We start from the raw sequence: 17,894 nt of genomic DNA, 5'->3' as shown, positions 1-17,894 counted from the left end.
GATGCTGATCCTGATCCTCGCGCACTTCCTCGTCGCCGCACTGCTCCCGGCCGTCGCCGCGCGGTGGGGCCGGATCGCGTTCGTCCTGGCCGCCCTGCCGCCCGTTGCCGCACTCGGCACGGCGCTGTCCTGGGCGCCGACCGTCCTCAATGGAGCGCCGCCGACGGAGACCCTGTCCTGGGCACCCTCGATCGGGCTCGATCTGACGCTGCGGCTGGACCCGCTCTCGCTGCTGATGATCATCCTGGTGTCCGGGGTCGGCGCGCTGGTGTTCCTCTACTACGCCGCCTCCACGCCGCCCGAGGGGACAGGGCGCAACTCGGCCCTGCTGACGGTCTTCGCCGGATCGATGTTCGGGCTGGTCACCGCCGATGACGTGTTCTCCCTCTACGTCTTCTGGGAGTTCACCACCGTCTGCTCCTTCCTGCTCGTCGGCGGGCTCGGGCTGACCAAGGCCGCGCGCCGCTCGGCGACGCAGGCGCTGCTGGTCACCGGGTTCGGCGGGCTGGCGATGCTGCTCGGGCTGATCCTGCTCGGCACCGCGGCGGGCACGTTCCGGATCTCGGCGATCGTCGCCTACCCGCCCTCCGGGGCGGTGGTGGAGGTCGCGGTCGTCCTGATCCTGGTCGGCGCGCTGACGAAGTCCGCCCAGGTGCCGTTCCACCCGTGGCTGCCCGCGGCGATGGTCGCGCCGACCCCGGTCAGCGCCTACCTGCACGCCGCCGCGATGGTCAAGGCGGGCGTGTACCTGGTCGCCAGGTTCGCACCCGGCTTCGCGGAGCTGCCCGCGTGGTGGATTCCCTTGGTGGTGCTGGGTTCGTGGACGATGGTGCTCGGCGGCGTCCGGGCGCTGCGGGAGCACGACCTGAAGAAGCTGCTGGCCTTCGGCACGGTCAGCCAGCTGGGTTTCCTGATCGTGCTGCTGGGCGTCGGCGAGCACGTCGCGGCCGTCGCGGGCGCCACGATGGTGCTGGCGCACGGGTTGTTCAAGTCCGCGCTGTTCCTGGCCGTAGGCGTGATCGACAAGCGCACCGGGACCAGGGACATCCGGGAGCTGTCCGGGCTGGCCGCGCGGTGGCCGGTGTTCACCGGCGCCGTCGTGCTCGCGGCCGCGTCCATGGCCGGGGTGCCGCCGCTGCTGGGCTTCGTCGGCAAGGAGGCCGCGTTCGAGGCGCTGCGGGGACAGCCGTTCGTGCTCGCCGTCCTGGTGATCGGGTCGGCGCTGACGGTCGCCTACAGCCTCCGGTTCCTCGTCGGCGCGTTCGGCACCAAGCCCGGAGTGTCCCTTGTGGACAGTGAACGACCGGGGGCGGTGCTGGCCGGACCGGTGGTGATCCCCGCGCTGGCCGGGCTGGTGTTCGCCTTCGCCCCGGGCGTCGTCGAGCCGGTGATCGCGGGCTACGCGTCGGCGTACCCGTCCGCGGAGAGCTACGAACTGGCTCTGTGGCACGGGTTCTCGCTTCCGCTGCTGCTGTCGGCCGTAGTGCTCGGCAGCGGGTACCTCATCCACCGCTTCGCCACCGGGCGCTCCGGTTGGCTTCCCGAGGCGGTGCACGCGCAGACCGGCTACGACCGCGTGGTGATGGCCCTGGACGGCGTGGCGCGCGGGGTGACCGGCCGGTTGCAGGTCGGTTCGGTCCCGGTCTACCTGGGCGTGATCCTCGTGGTCGCGGTCGTGGTGCCCGGGGCGGGACTGCTCGCGGGCCTGGCGCCGCTGCCCCGCACGCACTGGTTCGACTCGTGGTTGCAGGTGCCGCTCGCGGTGGCGGTGCTCGTCGCCGCCGGGCTCGCGGTGCTGGCGCGGCGCAGGCTGACCGCGGTGCTGGTGACCGGCGTGATCGGCTACGGCATCGGCGCCCTGTTCCTCGTGGACGGCGCGCCGGACCTGGCGCTGGCCCAGTTCCTGGTGGAGTCGCTGACCCTGGTGGTGTTCGTCTTCGTGCTGCGCCGGACGCCGACGCGCTTCAGCGAGGAGCGCCGCCCGCTGAGCGAAGGCGGGTGGGTGAAGGCGGTCGTGGCGTGCGTGGCGGGGACCTTCGTCGCGGTACTGGCGGTGTTGTTCTCGGCCAACCGCGACGGCCTTCCGGAGGCCAGCGTGGAGTACATCCAGCGGGCCAAGGAGGACGCGGGGGCGAGCAACGTGGTGAACGCGATCATCGTCGACTTCCGCGCGTTCGACACCGTGGGCGAGATCGCGGTGCTCGCGGTCGCGGCGACCGGCGCGGCCAGCCTGATCCTGGCCTCGCACCGCGCGCGGCGGAAGGCGGACCGATGAGCCGGGAACCGTGGTGGGAGTGGGACGCACCGCGCGAGCGGTGGCTGCTCACCGAGCGGGACTGCAACGGCTGGCCGAGGTCGCTGCTGCTGGAGGTGTGCGCGCGGATCGTGTTCCCGACGGTGCTCGTGCTGTCGGTGTACCTGCTCTTCGCCGGGCACAACAACAGCGGCGGCGGGTTCACCGGCGGACTGGTCGCCGGGCTGGCGTTCGTCCTGCGCTACCTCGCGGGCGGCAAGGTCGAGCTGTCCGCGGTGGTCAGGGTGCGCCCGCCGGTGGTGATCGGCACCGGCCTGAGCATCGCCGTGATCACCGCGCTGGTGCCCGCCCTGTTCGGCCTCCCGGTGCTCACCACGGCCGTGTGGCCGCTCGGGCCGGTCAAGATCGTCACCAGCCTGTTCCTGGACGTGGGCGTCTACCTGCTGATCGTGGGCGTGGTGGTCGACCTGCTCGGCACGCTCGGCGTGAGCCTGGAGGAGGACCGGTGACGGTCAACACCACCATGGCGGTCCTGCTGGCCGGGCTCTACTCCGTCGGGTTCTACCTGCTGATGCAGCGCTCGCTGATGCGGGTGATCCTGGGCATCGTCGTCCTCGGCCACGGCGCCAACCTGTTCCTCCAGGTCGCGGGCGGACCGCCCGGGGTGCCGCCGTTCGCCGGGCTGGCCGAGCCGCAGGCCATGGTGGACCCGCTGCCCCAGGCCATGGCCTTGACGGCGATCGTGATCACCTTCGCGCTGACCACCTTCCTGCTGGCGCTGGCCTTCCGGTCGTTCGTGCTGCTCGGGCACGACGAGGTGCAGGACGACGTCGAGGACCGCCGCGTCGGCACCACGGCCGAGCGCAACGACCTCGTGCAGGAGGCGGCCCCGTGAGCATCCTGGTCGCGCTGCCCGTCCTGCTTCCCCTGCTCGCGGCCGCGTTGTCGTTGGCGTTCAACACCTTTCCCCGCGTGCAGCGGGTGCTCGGCGTGATCGTGCTGTCGGCGATCGTGGTCGACGCGGCGGTGCTGCTGGCGCACGTCGACCGCGCGGGACCGGTGGTGCTGCGGATGGGCGGCTACAGCCCGCCGATCGGGATCACCCTGATCGCCGACCGGCTCTCCGCGTTGCTGCTGCTGGTCTCCGCCGTGGTGACGCTGGCCGTGCTGGTCTTCTCGATCGGCCAGCGGATCACCGACTACGGCAGGGACACCGCGTCGAACACCTTCCACCCCATGTACCTCGTGCTGTGCTCCGGGGTGGCGCTCTGCTACGTCACCGGCGACCTGTTCACGCTGTTCGTCGGCTTCGAGATCATGCTGTCCGCCTCCTACGTGCTGATCACCAGGCGCACCACGGCACAGCGGGTCCGCGCGGGCATGACCTACGTGATCGTCAGCCTGACCTCCTCGCTGCTGTTCATCACGATGATCGCGCTGGTCTACGCGGCGACGGGCACGGTGAACCTGGCCGACCTGGCGGACAAGGTGGCCGCGCTGCCGCCGGGCATCCGGACCAGCCTCGGGCTGTTCACCGTGGTGGTCTTCGGCATCAAGGCGGCGTTGGTGCCACTGCACTTCTGGCTGCCGGACAGCTATCCCACCGCGCCCGCGCCGGTCACCGCGGTGTTCGCCGGACTGCTGACCAAGGTCGGCGTGTACGCGCTGATCCGGACCCAGACGCTGATCTTCACCAGCGAGGCGATCTGGACGCTGCTGCTGGTGATCGCCCTGGTGACGATGATCGTCGGGGCACTGGGCGCGCTCGCGCAGAACGACATCAACCGGATGATGTCCTTCCTGCTGGTCAGCCACATCGGCTACATGCTGTTCGGGCTCGCGCTCTACACCGGGATCGGGCTGACCGGCGTGATCCTCTACGTGGTGCACCACATCACCGTGCAGGCGTCGCTGTTCCTGGTCGGTGGTCTGATCACCCGGCACACCGGAACCGTGTCGCTGCGCGCGATGTCGGGTGTGGCCACGGCCTACCCGCTGGTGGCGGTGCTCTTCGCGATCCCGGCGCTGAGCCTGGCCGGGGTGCCGCCGTTCTCCGGATTCGTCGCCAAGATCGCGTTGCTGCGGGCGGGTGCGGAGTCGGCGACCTTCACCGCGTACCTGGTGACCGGCGGCGCGGTGCTGACCAGCCTGCTCAGCCTGTACGCGGTGACCAAGATCTGGGTCGGCGCGTTCTGGGGCAAGACCCAGCCGCCGTACGAGGATCCCGATCCCACCGACGAGGTCACCGTGGGCACCGGGAACACCTCGCGCGGCATGGTCACCGCGACCGCGGCGCTCGTCGCCGCCGGGGTGGCGATCGCCGTGTTCGCGGGACCGCTGGCCGGGGTCAGCGGGCGCGCCGCGAACGACCTGATCGACGGGAAGTCCTACCGCGAGGCCGTGCTGGGGGCCGCCCGATGATCTCGACGTTCGCGTGGCTGGTCCTGGTGTGGCTGATGCTGTGGGGCTCCGCCGACATCGGGTTGGTGCTGCTCGGCGCGGTGGTGGCGGCGGGCGTGCTCCTGCTCTACCCGCTGCCCCCGGTGCGGTCGCGGCTGCTGCGGCGCCCGCACCGCCTGGTCGGGCTCGGGGCGTACCTGGTCGCGGACCTGGTGTCCTCCGGGCTCAGGGTCGCGTGGGACGCGCTGCGGTACGGGCGGAAGGTCCGCGCGGCGGTGGTCGCGGTGCCCGTTCTGTCGGACGAGGACTACGTGATCGCCACCGCGGCGAACCTGCTGTCGTTGGGGCCGGGCAAGTTCGTGCTCCAGCTGGATCGGCGCGAGCGGGTCTTCTACGTCTACGCGCTCGGGGTGCGGTCGGACGCGGAGGTGGACCGCGCGCGGGCGGACGTGCTCGGCCTGCAACGCCGGGTGATCAAGGCATTCGGGGAGCCGGGATGAGCGTTGTCTTCACGATCACCTTCGGGCTGCTGGTGCTGGCAGGCGCGCTGACGCTGGTCCGGCTGGTGCGCGGGCCGAGGACGCTGGACCGCATCCTCGCCGTGGACGTGCTGGTGGTGCTCATCGCGTGCGGGGTCGCGGTGGAGATGGCGCAGTCGGGGCGGCCGATGAACATCGCGCTGCTGCTGGCGATCACCCTGCTGGGCTTCCTCGGCTCGATCGGCGCGGTCCGGCTCATCGAGGGCAGGAAGGACCACCGATGAACGTGCTCTCCGCGATCTTCCTGCTCGCCGGGGCCCTGTTCTGCGTGCTCGGCGCGGTGGGCATGCTGCGGCTGCCGGACGTGCCGAGCCGCCTGCAGGCCGCGACCAAGCCGCAGACCCTGGGACTGCTGCTGATCCTCGTGGGCACGGCGTTGCAGCTGCCCCCGTCGTACGCGGTGGGGCTGGCGCTGGTCGCGCTGTTCCAGGTGCTGACCGCTCCGGTGCTCTCGCAGTTCCTCGGGCGCGCCGCCTACCGCACGGGCGCGGTGGACGAGTCGACTCTGCTGTGCGACGACCTCAAGTCCGTGCGGGATAGCGGCGCAGAGTCGGGTTCAGCGTCACCAGGAGCGTGACCACCGCGATCCCTCCGGTGCAGGTCAGCACCGCCGCGGTGGGGGGCAGCGCCGCGGCGAGCTGCCCGCCGGCGAGGGAGCCGATGCCGAACGCGGCGCCGACGACGAGCGTCAGCACGCTGCCCAGCCTGCCGCGCAGCTCGTCCGGCGTGATCAGCATCTGGTGCGTGCTGATCGTGGTGTTCGCGGTCGGGGCGAGCAGGGCCATCAGTCCGAAGAGGACACCGATCAGGTAGCCGTTGGCGAACAGCAGCGTCAACGGGGCCAGCAGGGTCACGCCCCAGAACACGCCGACGATGGACAGGTAGGGGCTCAGCCGCTCGCACAGCGCGGGCGCGAACAGCGAGCCCACGATCCCGCCGACGCCCAGCATCGCCGCCATGAACCCCAGCTCCGCCTCGGGGATCCGGCGTCCGTGCGCCAGGACCAGGACGACCAGGTAGAAGCCCGCGAAGAACATGTTCAGCACGGCCGCGCAGATCGTGGTCACGCGGATCTCCTTGCGCTGCCACACCCACCGCAGCCCCTCGACGATCTCGCGGCCGAGGTGCGGTGTCCCGGGCCTGACGCGTTCGCGCGGCGGAACGCGCAGGAACATCAGTGCGAAGAAACCGATCACGTGCGTGATCATGTCGAGGAGGAAGGGAAAGGCGCGGTTCAGTCCGTAGAGGACACCGCCGAGCGCCTTGCCGCCGGAGTCACCGAGCGCGCTGCGCGCCGCGTTGAGCCCGATCGCCGTGGACAGCTGGCTCTCCGCGACCAGGTTGGGCAGGCACGCGTCCTCGGCGGGTTCGAACAGCGCGCGGCAGACGCCCATCACCGCCGCGACCACCACCAGGTGCGGCACCGTCACGACGTCGGCGAACAGCGCCGCGACCAGGCTGCCGAGCGAGACCGCCTGCACCGCCTCGCAGCACACCATGATCTTCTTGCGGTCCCAGCGGTCGACCAGCGCGCCCGCGGGCAGGCCGACCAGCACCTGGCCGAGCGATTCCACCGCGACGATCGCGCCCGCCACCACGGGCGAGCCGGTGATCAGCAGCGCCAGCAGCGGGAAGGCGAACGACGTCGCGCTGAAGCCGACCTCGGCCAGGGCCTGGCTGGTCCACAGGATCGTGTAGTTCCTGTTGCGGCGCAGCGGAACCATGGTGGTCATCGGCAGTCCTCGGCGATCTCGCGCAACGCGCGCTCGAAATCGGCCGCCACCCGCGCGACGGAGTCGACGTCGTGGCAGTACCAGGAGAAACCGAGCACCCCGTCGGAGACCTCGCCCACCACGTCGACCAGGTGCCCGCCGCCGTCGCGGGGATCGTGGTCCGCGCCGATCGAGGGGAGCGCGGCCCGGTAGAGGCTGTGCTCGGCGTCCTGGGCCTTGGAGTCGAACTGGCCCAGGTAGTTGAACGAGATCCGCGGTCCGGTCCCGCTCTCCGGCATACCGCCGAGGTAGCGCAGCGCGCCGTAGCCGAACCCGTTGCCCGGCACCTTGCGCAGCTGCTTGCGCACCGATTTCACCAGCTCCCGCCAGCCGCCTTCGGGGACGGTCAGCGCGACAGGGTACATCGTCGTGAACCAGCCGACCGTGCTGCTCAGGTCGACCCCGTCCAGCACGTCCTCGCGCCCGTGCCCTTCGAGGGCAACGGAAACGCGCTTCTCGCCGGTCCACCGCGACAACGCCCACGCGAGCGCTGCCAGCAGCACGTCGTTGATCCGCGTGCGGTAGGCCGTAGGGGCTCCGCGCAGCAGCGCCTCGGTGTCCTCCGCGCTGAGCAGCACCGGGACCGCGCCCGGCTTGCCCGCCGTGACCGGCAGGTTGGCGGCGTCCATGGCGGAGGCCCAGTACTCGCGCTCGTGGTCGAGCCCGCCCTCGGCGACGAACTCGGTGAGCTTGCGCGACCAGTCGCGGAAGGACGTGGTCTTCCCGCCCAGGTCGACCTGCTCGCCGCGAAGCGCCTGGTGGTAGGCCTTGTCGAGGTCGTCGAGCAGGATTCGCCACGACACGCCGTCCACCACGAGGTGGTGTGCCACCAGGAACAGCAGCGGCTTCTCGCGATCGAACAGCACGGCCTTGAGCAGCGGTCCGGTGCCGAGGTCGAAGCTCGCGTGCACCTCGTCGGCGACCGCTTCCACGTCGTCCTCTGTGGACACTGCGAGCACGTCGACCGCGCTGACCTCGGCGTTGTACTGGTGCCATCGACCGTCGCGCTGCTCGAAGCGCATGCGCAGCGCGTCGTGGTGCGCCAGCAGGGCGTTGAGAGCACTGCGGAGGGCGTCGAGGTCCGGCCGCCCGACCAGCTCCACCAGGTGGGACTGGTTGAAGTGGTGCGGATTGACGCGATCGGAGTCGAAGAACCAGTGCTGGATCGGCGTGAGCGGGACATCGCCCACCACGGCCGCCCGGTCCGCCTCGCCCTTGATCCGCTCGACGTGCGGGGCGAGCGCGCTGATCGTCTGGTGCAGGAACAACTCCTTGGTGGCCAGGCGGAGACCGGCCTGCCTCGCGCGCGCGGACACCTGGATGCTCAGGATCGAGTCGCCACCGAGGCTGAAGAAGTTGTCCTCAACACCGACCCGGTCCAGCCCGAGCACGTCTGCCCAGATCTCGGCCAGTGTCGCTTCGACGGGAGTGCTCGGTGCCACGTACTCCGCCTGCGCCGTGCTGAAGTCCGGCTCCGGCAGCGCCTTGCGGTCCACCTTTCCGTTCGGGCTCATCGGGATCGCGTCCAGCTCGACGAAGGCGCTCGGCACCATGTACTCCGGCAGCCGTTCCGCCAGGTGCTCCCGCAGCCCCGCGCTGCTCCCGACCACGTAGGCGACCAGGCGGTCGGTCAGGGCGAGCACCGTGGCCTGCTCGACGGACGGGTGGGCGAGGAGCGCCGTCTCGATCTCGCCGAGTTCGATGCGGAAGCCGCGGATCTTGACCTGTTCGTCCGCCCTGCCGACGAAGTGGAGTTCGCCGGAGTTCGTCCAGCGCACGACGTCGCCGGTGCGGTACATGCGCGCACCCGGCTCGAAGGGGTTGGCCACGAACCGTTCCGCGGTCAGGCCGGGGCGGTCGAGGTAGCCCCGGGCCAGGCTGTCTCCGGCGACGTACAGCTCACCGGGCACGCCGATCGGGACCGGGTTGAGCGCGGCGTCGAGCACGTAGACCCGGGTGTTGGGGATGGGGCGGCCGATCGGCGGGAGCACACCGGGGACCAGGGGCTCGCTCCACGTCGTGACCACCGTGGACTCCGTCGGCCCGTACGCGTTGATCATGTGGCGGCCCGGCGCCCACTTGGTGGTCAGGTCGGCCGAGCAGGCATCTCCACCGACGACCAGCGTCTTCAGCGACGGCAGCTCGGTGTCCACAGTGGCCAGTGCGACCGGTGGGATCAGCGCGTGCGTCACGCCGTGCGTGTTGATCACCTCGGCGAGCTGGTCACCGAGGAGCGGGCCGGGCGGCGGCACCACCAGCGAGGCGCCCACCGGCAACGACATGCACAGCTCCAGCACGGAAGCGTCGAAGCTGGGGGAGGAGAACTCCAGCACCCGGTCGCCCGCGCGCACGTCGAAGTGCTCCGCCTCGGCGGCCGAGAAGCCGGCCAGCCCTCGGTGCGAGACCACGACGCCCTTGGGGCGCCCCGTCGATCCTGACGTGTAGATGACGTAGGCCGCGGCGTCCACGGGCGGACGAATGTCCAAATCGGACTCATCCAAGGTGGACGTGTCCGGGATCTCGCTGATCACGAACACGGGGTTCGCGTCGGCGAGCATGAACTCGATCCGCTCGGCCGGGTAAGCCGGGTCGACGGGCAGGAACGCGGCACCGGTCTTCGCGACGGCCAGCTCCGCGACGATGATGTCCACCGAGCGCGGCAGCGCGACCGCGACGAGCCGCTCCGGCTCGGCACCTTGAGCGATCAGGTACCTGGCGAGGCGGTTCGCCCGCGCGTTGAGGTCGGAGAAGCTCATCCAGCCGCCGTCGAACACCAGCGCGGGTTCGTCGGGCGTCCTGTCGACCTGTGCTTCCACCAGCTCCGCGAAGGTCGCAGGCGCGATCTCGCGCCCGGTGTCGTTCCAGGTGGTGAGGAGGCGGTGCCCCTCGTCCTGGGTGAGCACCGGGAGCTGCGACAGCGGTCGATCCGGGTTCGTGGCGATGCCTTGCAGCACAACGGAGAGCTGGTCGGCCATGCGCCGCACCGTCGCGTGGTCGAACAGGTCGGCGTTGTAGTTGATCACGCCGCTGAGGCCGGGCTCGGAGAACTCCACGGTGAGGTCGAAGCTCGCCGACGTCACCGGCAGCTCGACGTCCTCGGCCTCCAGCCCGAGCAGGCCCTCGGCGTGGCCCGGCAGGTTCTGCAACACCACCATCGCCTGGAACAGCGGCGTCCGGCTCGTGTCCCGGTCGGGCTGCACGGCGTCGACCACGCGCTCGAACGGCACGTCCTGGTTGGCGAAAGCGTCGAGCACGGTGCCCTTGACGTCGCCGAGGAAGTCCGTGAACGTCCGCTCCGAGTCCACAGTGGATCGGAGCGTGAGGGTGTTGACGAAGAACCCGACCAAGCGCTCCAACTCCGCGCGCTCGCGACCGGAGGCGACGGTGCCCACCGCGACGTCGCGTTGGCCGGACCAGCGATGGAACAACACCTTGCACGCGGCGACGAGCACCATGAACAGCGTGCCGTCCTGCCGCCGCGCCAGGTCCCGGAGCTGATCCGCCGCGGGCACGACGAACTCCACGTTGCCACCGTTGGTCGTGTGCACGGCGGGGCGGGGGCGGTCGGTCGGCAGCTCCAGCGGCGCGACACCCTCCAGCTGCCGCTTCCAGTACCCGAGCTGGCTGTCCAGCACATCGGTCCTGCCGCGCTGCCAAGCGGCGAAGTCCGCGTACTGCACGGGAAGCTCAGGCAGCTCGGCCCGCACGCCCAGCAGTTCGGACCGGTACAGCTCGGCCAGATCACCCATGATCACGCCACCGGACCAGCCGTCGGTCACGATGTGGTGCATGGTCAGCGCGAGCACGTGCTCCCGCGGATCGGTCCGGAACAGCACCGCCCGCAGGAGCGGTCCGGTGGTGAGGTCGAACGGCCTGGTGCTCTCCTCGGCCAGCGCCCCGTCGAGGTCGTCGGTGTCGATCACCGGGATCCGGACGGGCTCAGGCGGGTGGATTCGCTGGACACCACGTCCGTCCACGGCCTCGAAGGTCGTGCGCAGCGACTCGTGCCGGGTGACCAGCCTGGACATCGCGCGGCTCAACGCGGCGACGTCGAGATCACCGCGCAGGCGCACGGCGAGCGGCGTCAAGTACTCAGTGCTGTCCGGGTCGAAGTCGTTGAGGAACCACAACCGCTGCTGCGCGAAGGAAAGCGGCAGATCCGCGTCGCGGGGCACGACCGGGATCGCCTCCGCCGCGCTGTGCCCCGTGATCGCCGCGGTCAGTTCGGCGACCGTGGGGTTGCTGAACAGCTCACGCGGCGAGATCTCCACGTCGAAGGCCGCGCGCACGCGTGACGTGACGCGAATGCTCAGGATCGAGTCGCCACCGAGGGTGAAGAAGTTGTCGTGCACCCCGACCGTCGTGCCCAGCACCTCGGCCCAGATCCCGGCCATCGTGCGCTCTTCGTCGGTACGCGGCGCCACTCCGCCGGTCGCTTCCCACTCTGGCGCCGGCAGTGCTCTCCGGTCCAGCTTCCCGTTCACCGTTCGCGGCATCTCGTCGAGCACCACGATGGCCGACGGCACCATGTACTCCGGCAGCGCGCGCTTCACGTGCTGTCGGAGTTCTCCGGCGATCGTCCTGAATGACTCATTCGGTGTGTTTGGTGGAGCAATCGCGTCGTTGATGTTGGGGATGACGTAGGCGACGAGGCGTTTCACCCCCGCAGAGGATTCGTCGGCGATGACGGCGGCCTGGGTGACCGCGGGGTGGGTGAGGAGGGCTGCCTCGATCTCGCCGAGTTCGATGCGGAAGCCGCGGATCTTGACCTGGTCGTCGGCGCGGCCCACGAAGTGCAGCTCGCCGGAGGCAGACCAGCGGACGACGTCGCCGGTGCGGTACATCCGCTCGCCCGGCTCGAAGGGGTTGGCGACGAAGCGCGTAGCGGTGAGGCCCGGCCGGGAGAGGTAACCGCGGGCGAGACCGGCACCGGCCACGTACAGCTCACCGGCGACGCCGGGCGGCACCGGCCGGAGCGCGGAGTCCAGCACGTACACGCGGGTGTTGCGGATCGGGCCGCCGATCGCGGGCGTGGAGCCGGGTACGAGCGGGGAACTCCACGTCGACACCACGGTCGCCTCGGTCGGCCCGTACGCGTTGATCATGCGACGTCCCGGGGCCCACCGCGAGACAAGCTCCGCGGAGCAAGCGTCACCGCCGACCACCAACGTCTTCAACGACGCCAGCTCGGTGTCCACAGTGGCCAGTGCCACCGGCGGGATGAGCGCGTGCGTGACGCCGAGATCGTTCACGACGTCGGCGAGCTGGGACCCGACGAGGGGGCCTGGCGGCGGCACGACGAGGGCAGCGCCCGCGGTCAGCGACATGCACAGCTCCAGCACCGACGCGTCGAAGCTCGGCGACGAGAACTCCAGCACGCGGTCGCCCGGCGCGACCTCGAAGTGCTCGACCTCGGCGGAGGCGAAGCTCGCCAGGCCCGCGTGCGAGACCACGACCCCCTTCGGCCTGCCGGTCGAACCGGACGTGTAGATCACGTAAGCCGCGTTCGACGGCCGCACGTCCACGACGGGGTCGGTGGAGTCCTCGGCGACCATGTCGACGAAGAGCACGTTCGCGGAGTCCGGAAGGCCGCCGACCAGGTCCCGGCGGGTCAGCACCACCAAGGGGCAGGAGTCCTCCAGCATGAACGCGATGCGCTCGGCCGGGTAGGCGGGATCGACGGGCAGGTAGGCCGCGCCGGCCTTCATGACGGCGAGCTGGGCGACGATGATGTCCACCGAGCGCGGCAAGGCGAGCGCGATCACCTTCTCCGGTCCGGCACCGAGCGAGATCAGCTTGTGCGCCAACCGGTTCGCCCGCGCATTGAGGTCCGAATAGGACAGAGCGGAATCGCCGAGCACCGCGGTCGCGGAAGGCGTCCGCGAGACCTGGGCGCGGAACAGCTCCGGGAACGTCGCGGGGGCGACGTCGTGGGAGGTGGAGTTCCACTCGACCAGCACGCGCGCGTGCTCCTCGGCCGACACCCACGGCAGCTCGCCGAGGGCGCGTTCAGGATTCTCCGCGATCCCGGTCAGCAGCAGCTCCAGCCTCGCCGCCAAAGCGTCCATGGTGGACCGATCGAAGAGCTTCGGGTCGTACGCCAGCTCGACCCGGAGCACCGGGTTGTCGTCGTCGAGGTGGGCCGCGACGCTGAGCGGGAAGTTGGTGGTGTCCAGACCCTCCGCGTCGCCGATACGAGGAGCGCCGTCCAGATCGTCGTCGCCCATCGGGTAGTTCTCGAACGCCACCATGCTGTCGAACAGCCGCATGCCACCGGCCATGCCCTGGAGCTGGGCGAGAGAGACGAAGTCGAACCGCCGTGAATCGCTCTGCTCCACCTGCAACGCCCGCAGCCACGCGAGCGTGTTCTCGTTGTCCCGAACGCGAACGCGGGTCGGCACGGTGTTGATGAACATGCCGACGATCGACTCCGCACCCGGAAGCTCGGCGGGCCGTCCGGACACCGTCGTGCCGAACACCACGTCCTTCTCGCCGCTGTAGCGCGCCAGCAACAGCGCCCATGCGCCCTGCACCAGCGTGTTCACGGTCAGCCCGCCGGAGCGCGCGACCGCGTTGAGCTTGCCGGCCGGGATGGACAGCTGCACCGAGGCCGACGACTCCGATCGGTGCGCATCCAACGGAGCACGGTCGAACGGCAGTGGGGTCGGCGTCTCGAAGCCCGCCAGCACGCCACGCCAGTGCTCAGTCGCCGCATCCGTGGACTGTTCGCCGAGCCAGCGGAGGTAGTCGGAGAACGGCCGGCGCGGCGTCCGCGAGGGCTTGCCGACGTACTCCTCGATGACCTCGCCGAAGACCTGCGACGTGCTCCACCCGTCCAACAGGATGTGGTGGGAGGTCCACAGCAGATCGACCTCGTCATCGGAGACGCGGTCGATCGTCAGCCGCATCAACGGCGCGACCGTCATGTCCATCCCGGCGGCGCGATCGGCCTCGACGTCGACCGGCGCGTAGCTGATCGGCAGCGTCACATCGGGATGCACGACCTGCAGTGGCTCGTCGACGCCTTCCCAGACCACCGATGTGCGCAAGATCGGGGTGCGGTCGACGACGCGCTGCCAAGCCTCGCCGAGCAACCGCGGGTCGGACACCCCGGACAGCCGCATCCTGGTCTGGTTGAAGTAGGCGGTGGTGTCCGTGTCCACCAGGCTGTGGAACAGCATCCCCGCCTGCAACGGCGTCAGCGGATAGATGTCCTCGACGTCGCCGATGGCGTCGACCTGCTCCTGCGTGAGCCTTGCGAGCGGGAAGTCCGACGGAGTGCGGCCACCTGCACCGGGCTGGGCACAGTGCTCGATGATCTCCCGCAGCGCCCTCACCATCGCCTCGGCGAGACGTCGCACCGTGGCTTCGTCGTGCACCTCGGCGGAGTACTCCCAGTCGAGCTTGAGCACGCCGTCCTCGACCCCGCCGGTGATGTCGAGCAGGTGCCCGCGCTCGGCGTCGTCGGGCTGGTTCTGCCCGATCTCGGTGCAATGAGCGCGAATAAGCCCGTCTGCTTCCTCGCCTACCCCGAAGGAGCCGTGGTAGTTGAAGCAGATCTCCGGCAGCTCGTGCTTGTTGAGACCGCCCCGGATGTAGCGCAACGCCTCGAAGCTGACGCCGCGGTGCGGAATGGCTCGCAGCTGCTCCTTGACGGACTTCAGCGTCGAACCCCATTCCTTGGACGGCATGTCCAGCGCCACAGGGAACTGGCTGGTGAACCAGCCGACAGTGCGCGAGAGATCCACACCGTCGATCAGGTCCTCGCGACCGTGGCCCTCCAAGGTGATCCACGCCGTGCGCGAGCCCGTCCAGTCCGCGACCGCCCGGCCGAGCGCGCTCAGCAGCACGTCGTTCACCTGCGTCCGGTAGACGCCGGGAACTTTGTGCAGCAACGCGTCTGTCTCATCCTTGTTCAGGCCGACCGAGACGCTTCGCGCCGAGCCGACCGTGTTACCGCCGCTGTGGTCGACCGGGATCGCCTCGGCCACCGGGAGCGCCGACCAGTAGGACAGCGCGTCGTCGAAGCATCCACTGTGGACACTCTCGGTGAGGAGCTTGGCCCAGGTGCGGAAGCTCGTGCTCTTGACGCCGAGATCGACGGGCTTGCCCTCGACGGCCTGCGCGTAGGCCGTCTCCAGGTCCTCCAGCAGGATTCGCCATGACACGCCGTCCACCACCAGGTGGTGTGCCGCAATGAACAGACGCGGCGCCGGTTCGCGGAACAGGATCGCGCGCACCAGCTGACCGGCTTCGATGTCCATAGTGGACTGTGCGGTGTACGCCTCACCGCCGACGGACAGCACCTCGTAGTCCTCGCCGACGTCCTGGCTCAGCCCGTTGAACCGGCTGCGAAGTGTTTCGTGGTGGTGCACCACCGCCGTCAACGCGGTCCGCAGCGCGTCCTCGTCGACGTCCGGGGCGAGCTCCACGTGCATGGACATCGTGTAGTGCTTGGCCGGATCCTGGGTCGCGAAGAACCACCGCTGGATCGGCGTCAGCGGGACCGGCCCGGTGATCACCTCGTCGACGCGTTCGACCACCACGTCCGGGGTGAGCCCGACCGCGAGTTCGGCGACGGTCTGCCGGAGGAAGATGTCCTTCGAGGTGACGCGCAACCCCGCCTGCCGCGCCCGCGACACCACCTGCATGCTCAGGATGGAGTCGCCGCCGAGCGCGAAGAAGTTGTCCCGCGCGCCGACCCGCTCGATCCCGAGCACGTCCGCCCAGATCGCCGCGAGCTGAGCCTCGATCCCGGCCGCGGGCTCGACGAAGCCGGCATCGGACTGCGCCTCCACCTCGGGGAGCGCACGCCGGTCGACCTTCCCGCTCGGCGTGAGCGGCATCGTCTCCAGCGCGACGAAGGTGCTGGGGATCATGTACTCCGGCAGGGAGCGCGCGAGATGATCACGCAGGTCGCTCGCCTCGGAGACGACGTAGGCGACGAGGCGGTTGTCGCGGACGACGACCGCGGCTTCGGTGACGTCGGGGTGGGAGAGGAGTGCGGTCTCGATCTCGCCCAGCTCGATGCGGTGGCCGCGGATCTTGACCTGGTTGTCGGTGCGGCCCAGGTACTCCAGGTTCCCCGAAGCTGTCCAGCGAACGCGGTCGCCGGTGGCGTACATGCGCGCACCGGGCTCGAAGGGGTTGGCGACGAAGCGCGACGCGGTGAGGCCCGGGCGGTTGAGATAGCCGCGAGCCAGCTGGACGCCGGACAGGTACAGCTCGCCCGGGACTCCGATCGGGCTCGGGCGCAGCGAACTGTCGAGCACGTACGCGCGCAGGTTGCGGAGTGGCCGTCCGATCAGTGGACGATCACCGGTCAGCCGAGTGGACACGGCATCCACGGTGACTTCTGTGGGACCGTAGTAGTTGTACGTGGAGGTTGAGTCCATAGTGGACAGCTCGCGCCACAGCGGTTCGCTGACCGCCTCGCCGCCGAGCGACAGGACCTTCGGCCTGTGCGGCCCCGACAGCAAGCCTGCCGGGATCAGCTGCTGCGCGTACGACGAGGTGAGGTCCAGGAAGTCGATCTCGTGCTGCTGGACGTACTCGGCGAACAGGTGCGGTTCCATGCGCACGGCGTCTGAGATGACGTGCAGTTCGTGGCCGTCCGCGAGGAGCACAAGCCCCTCGAGCGAGGTGTCGAAGGAGAACACCGCCGACAGCGCGACGCGCAGCCTGTCCCCGCCCGCATCGGCGACGAAGTCGTTGCGGTGGCTGACGAGCAGGTTCACCAGACCCTCGTGCGCGACCACCACGCCCTTCGGCTTGCCGGTCGAGCCCGAGGTGTAGATGACGTAGGCGGCGTGCCCGGGAAGCGGCCCGACCGGTGGCGTGTCCGGCTCGTCGGGGCAGGGTGGCAGCGCCGTCAGCACCAGTTCGGGCCGGGCGTCGGCAAGCATGAACTCGATGCGTTCCGCAGGCAGCTTCGGATCGATCGGCAGGTACGCCGCGCCGGCCTTCTGCACCGCGATGATCGCGATCACCATGTCCGCCGAGCGCGCCAGGCGCAGCGCGACGATCTTCTCCGGGCCCGCGCCCTCCGCGATGAGCCGGTGGGCCAGGCGGTTGGTGAGCGCGTCCAGCTCCGCGAAGCTGTAGCGGTGCTCCTCGAACACCAGCGCTGTGGCGCTCGGGGTGCGTGCGGCCTGAGCCTGGAACATCGCGGGCAACGTCGACGACGGCACGTCGAGAGCCGTGTCGTTCCACGCCGTCACGACGCGCCTGCGCTCCGCCTCGGTCGTCAGTGGCAGCTCGGCGAGCGTGCGTCCGGGGTCGGCGGCGATCGCGGTCAGCAGCACGACGAGGTGCTCGGTGAACCGAGCGATGGTCGGCTCGTCGAACAGGTCGGTGCTGTACTCGATGGCGCCCAGCAGGACAGCCCCGGCTTCCTGGAACTCGACGGTGATGTCGCATGTGGACGTCACGACGGGCAGCTGAACCGGAGAGACGTCGAGTCCGGCGATGTCGGGAACCTCGCTGGCGGTGTTCTGCAGCAGCACCATGACGTCGAACAGCGGGTTGCGACTCGGGTCGCGGTTGAGCTGGAGTGCGTCGACGACGCGTTCGAAGGGCACGTCCTGACGCGCGAAGGAGTCGAGCACCGTGCGGCGGACTTCACCGAGGAAATCGGTGAACGTGGTCGAACGGTCCACAGTGGAGCGGATGACGAGTGTGTTGATGAAGAGACCGATGACGCGTTCCAGCTCGGCGCGTTCCCGGCCGGAGGCGACAGTGCCCACCGCGATGTCGTTCTGCCCGGAGTAGCGGGCGAACAACACCTTGCACGCGGCGAGCAAGGTCATGAACAGCGTGCCGTCCTGTGCCGTTCCGAGCTGCTTGAGCCGTGTCAGCACTTCGGCGGGCACCACGAACTCGTACATCGCGCCTGCCGCCCCGCGCACTGCGGGCCGCGGGTGATCAGTC

General features: G+C 69.9%; 9 protein-coding genes (1 of these 9 only partly in view). 7 read left to right on the top strand and 2 right to left on the bottom strand.

The features are described from left to right. Nucleotide 1 precedes the first annotated feature (1 nt). From mbhE to mnhG, 7 genes are read left to right on the top strand one after another with little or no spacing between them, the layout of a single operon-like run. Nucleotides 2–2,275 carry a hydrogen gas-evolving membrane-bound hydrogenase subunit E gene (gene mbhE, locus BLT28_RS12350; RefSeq protein WP_052407523.1) on the top strand — a complete coding sequence of 758 codons (2,274 nt, stop codon included), beginning with the start codon at nucleotides 2–4 and terminating at the stop codon, nucleotides 2,273–2,275. After that, nucleotides 2,272–2,763: an MnhB domain-containing protein gene (locus BLT28_RS40055; RefSeq protein ID WP_030430611.1), complete on the top strand. Its 492-nt coding sequence runs from the start codon at nucleotides 2,272–2,274 to the stop codon at nucleotides 2,761–2,763. The genes mbhE and BLT28_RS40055 overlap by 4 nt, the downstream gene beginning before the upstream one ends. After that, nucleotides 2,760–3,149, top strand: coding sequence for a Na(+)/H(+) antiporter subunit C (locus BLT28_RS12345; protein WP_030430612.1), 390 nt, complete (start codon nucleotides 2,760–2,762; stop codon nucleotides 3,147–3,149). Before BLT28_RS40055 ends, BLT28_RS12345 begins: the two co-directional genes overlap by 4 nt. Further along, on the top strand, nucleotides 3,146–4,675 hold the full coding sequence (locus BLT28_RS12340) for a Na+/H+ antiporter subunit D (protein ID WP_030430613.1): 1,530 nt from the start codon (nucleotides 3,146–3,148) through the stop codon (nucleotides 4,673–4,675). The genes BLT28_RS12345 and BLT28_RS12340 overlap by 4 nt, the downstream gene beginning before the upstream one ends. Beyond that, the gene (locus BLT28_RS12335) at nucleotides 4,672–5,154 is read left to right on the top strand and encodes a Na+/H+ antiporter subunit E (protein ID WP_043812318.1); all 483 of its coding nucleotides are present in this window, start codon (nucleotides 4,672–4,674) and stop codon (nucleotides 5,152–5,154) included. The genes BLT28_RS12340 and BLT28_RS12335 overlap by 4 nt, the downstream gene beginning before the upstream one ends. Further along, nucleotides 5,151–5,417 carry a monovalent cation/H+ antiporter complex subunit F gene (locus BLT28_RS12330; RefSeq protein WP_030430615.1) on the top strand — a complete coding sequence of 89 codons (267 nt, stop codon included), beginning with the start codon at nucleotides 5,151–5,153 and terminating at the stop codon, nucleotides 5,415–5,417. The genes BLT28_RS12335 and BLT28_RS12330 overlap by 4 nt, the downstream gene beginning before the upstream one ends. Beyond that, nucleotides 5,414–5,770, top strand: coding sequence for a monovalent cation/H(+) antiporter subunit G (gene mnhG / locus BLT28_RS12325; protein ID WP_043812282.1), 357 nt, complete (start codon nucleotides 5,414–5,416; stop codon nucleotides 5,768–5,770). Before BLT28_RS12330 ends, mnhG begins: the two co-directional genes overlap by 4 nt. Here the strand turns inward: mnhG and BLT28_RS12320 are convergent. Both BLT28_RS12320 and BLT28_RS12315 read right to left on the bottom strand, forming a co-directional pair. Further along, entirely contained in the window at nucleotides 5,715–6,926 is a 1,212-nt protein-coding gene (locus tag BLT28_RS12320) for an MFS transporter (RefSeq protein ID WP_043812285.1), read from the bottom strand. The two genes, mnhG and BLT28_RS12320, sit on opposite strands and share 56 nt — an antisense overlap. Then, nucleotides 6,923–17,894 carry the 3' portion of a non-ribosomal peptide synthase/polyketide synthase gene (locus BLT28_RS12315; RefSeq protein ID WP_052407524.1) on the bottom strand. It continues 8,030 nt past the right edge of the window, so the window shows 10,972 of its 19,002 coding nt (coding positions 8,031–19,002); its start codon lies beyond the right edge, outside the window; it ends in the stop codon at nucleotides 6,923–6,925. Before BLT28_RS12315 ends, BLT28_RS12320 begins: the two co-directional genes overlap by 4 nt.

The sequence above is a fragment of the Allokutzneria albata genome (assembly GCF_900103775.1).
Classification (GTDB): domain Bacteria; phylum Actinomycetota; class Actinomycetes; order Mycobacteriales; family Pseudonocardiaceae; genus Allokutzneria; species Allokutzneria albata.
This window is presented reverse-complemented; position numbering and strand designations above follow the sequence as displayed.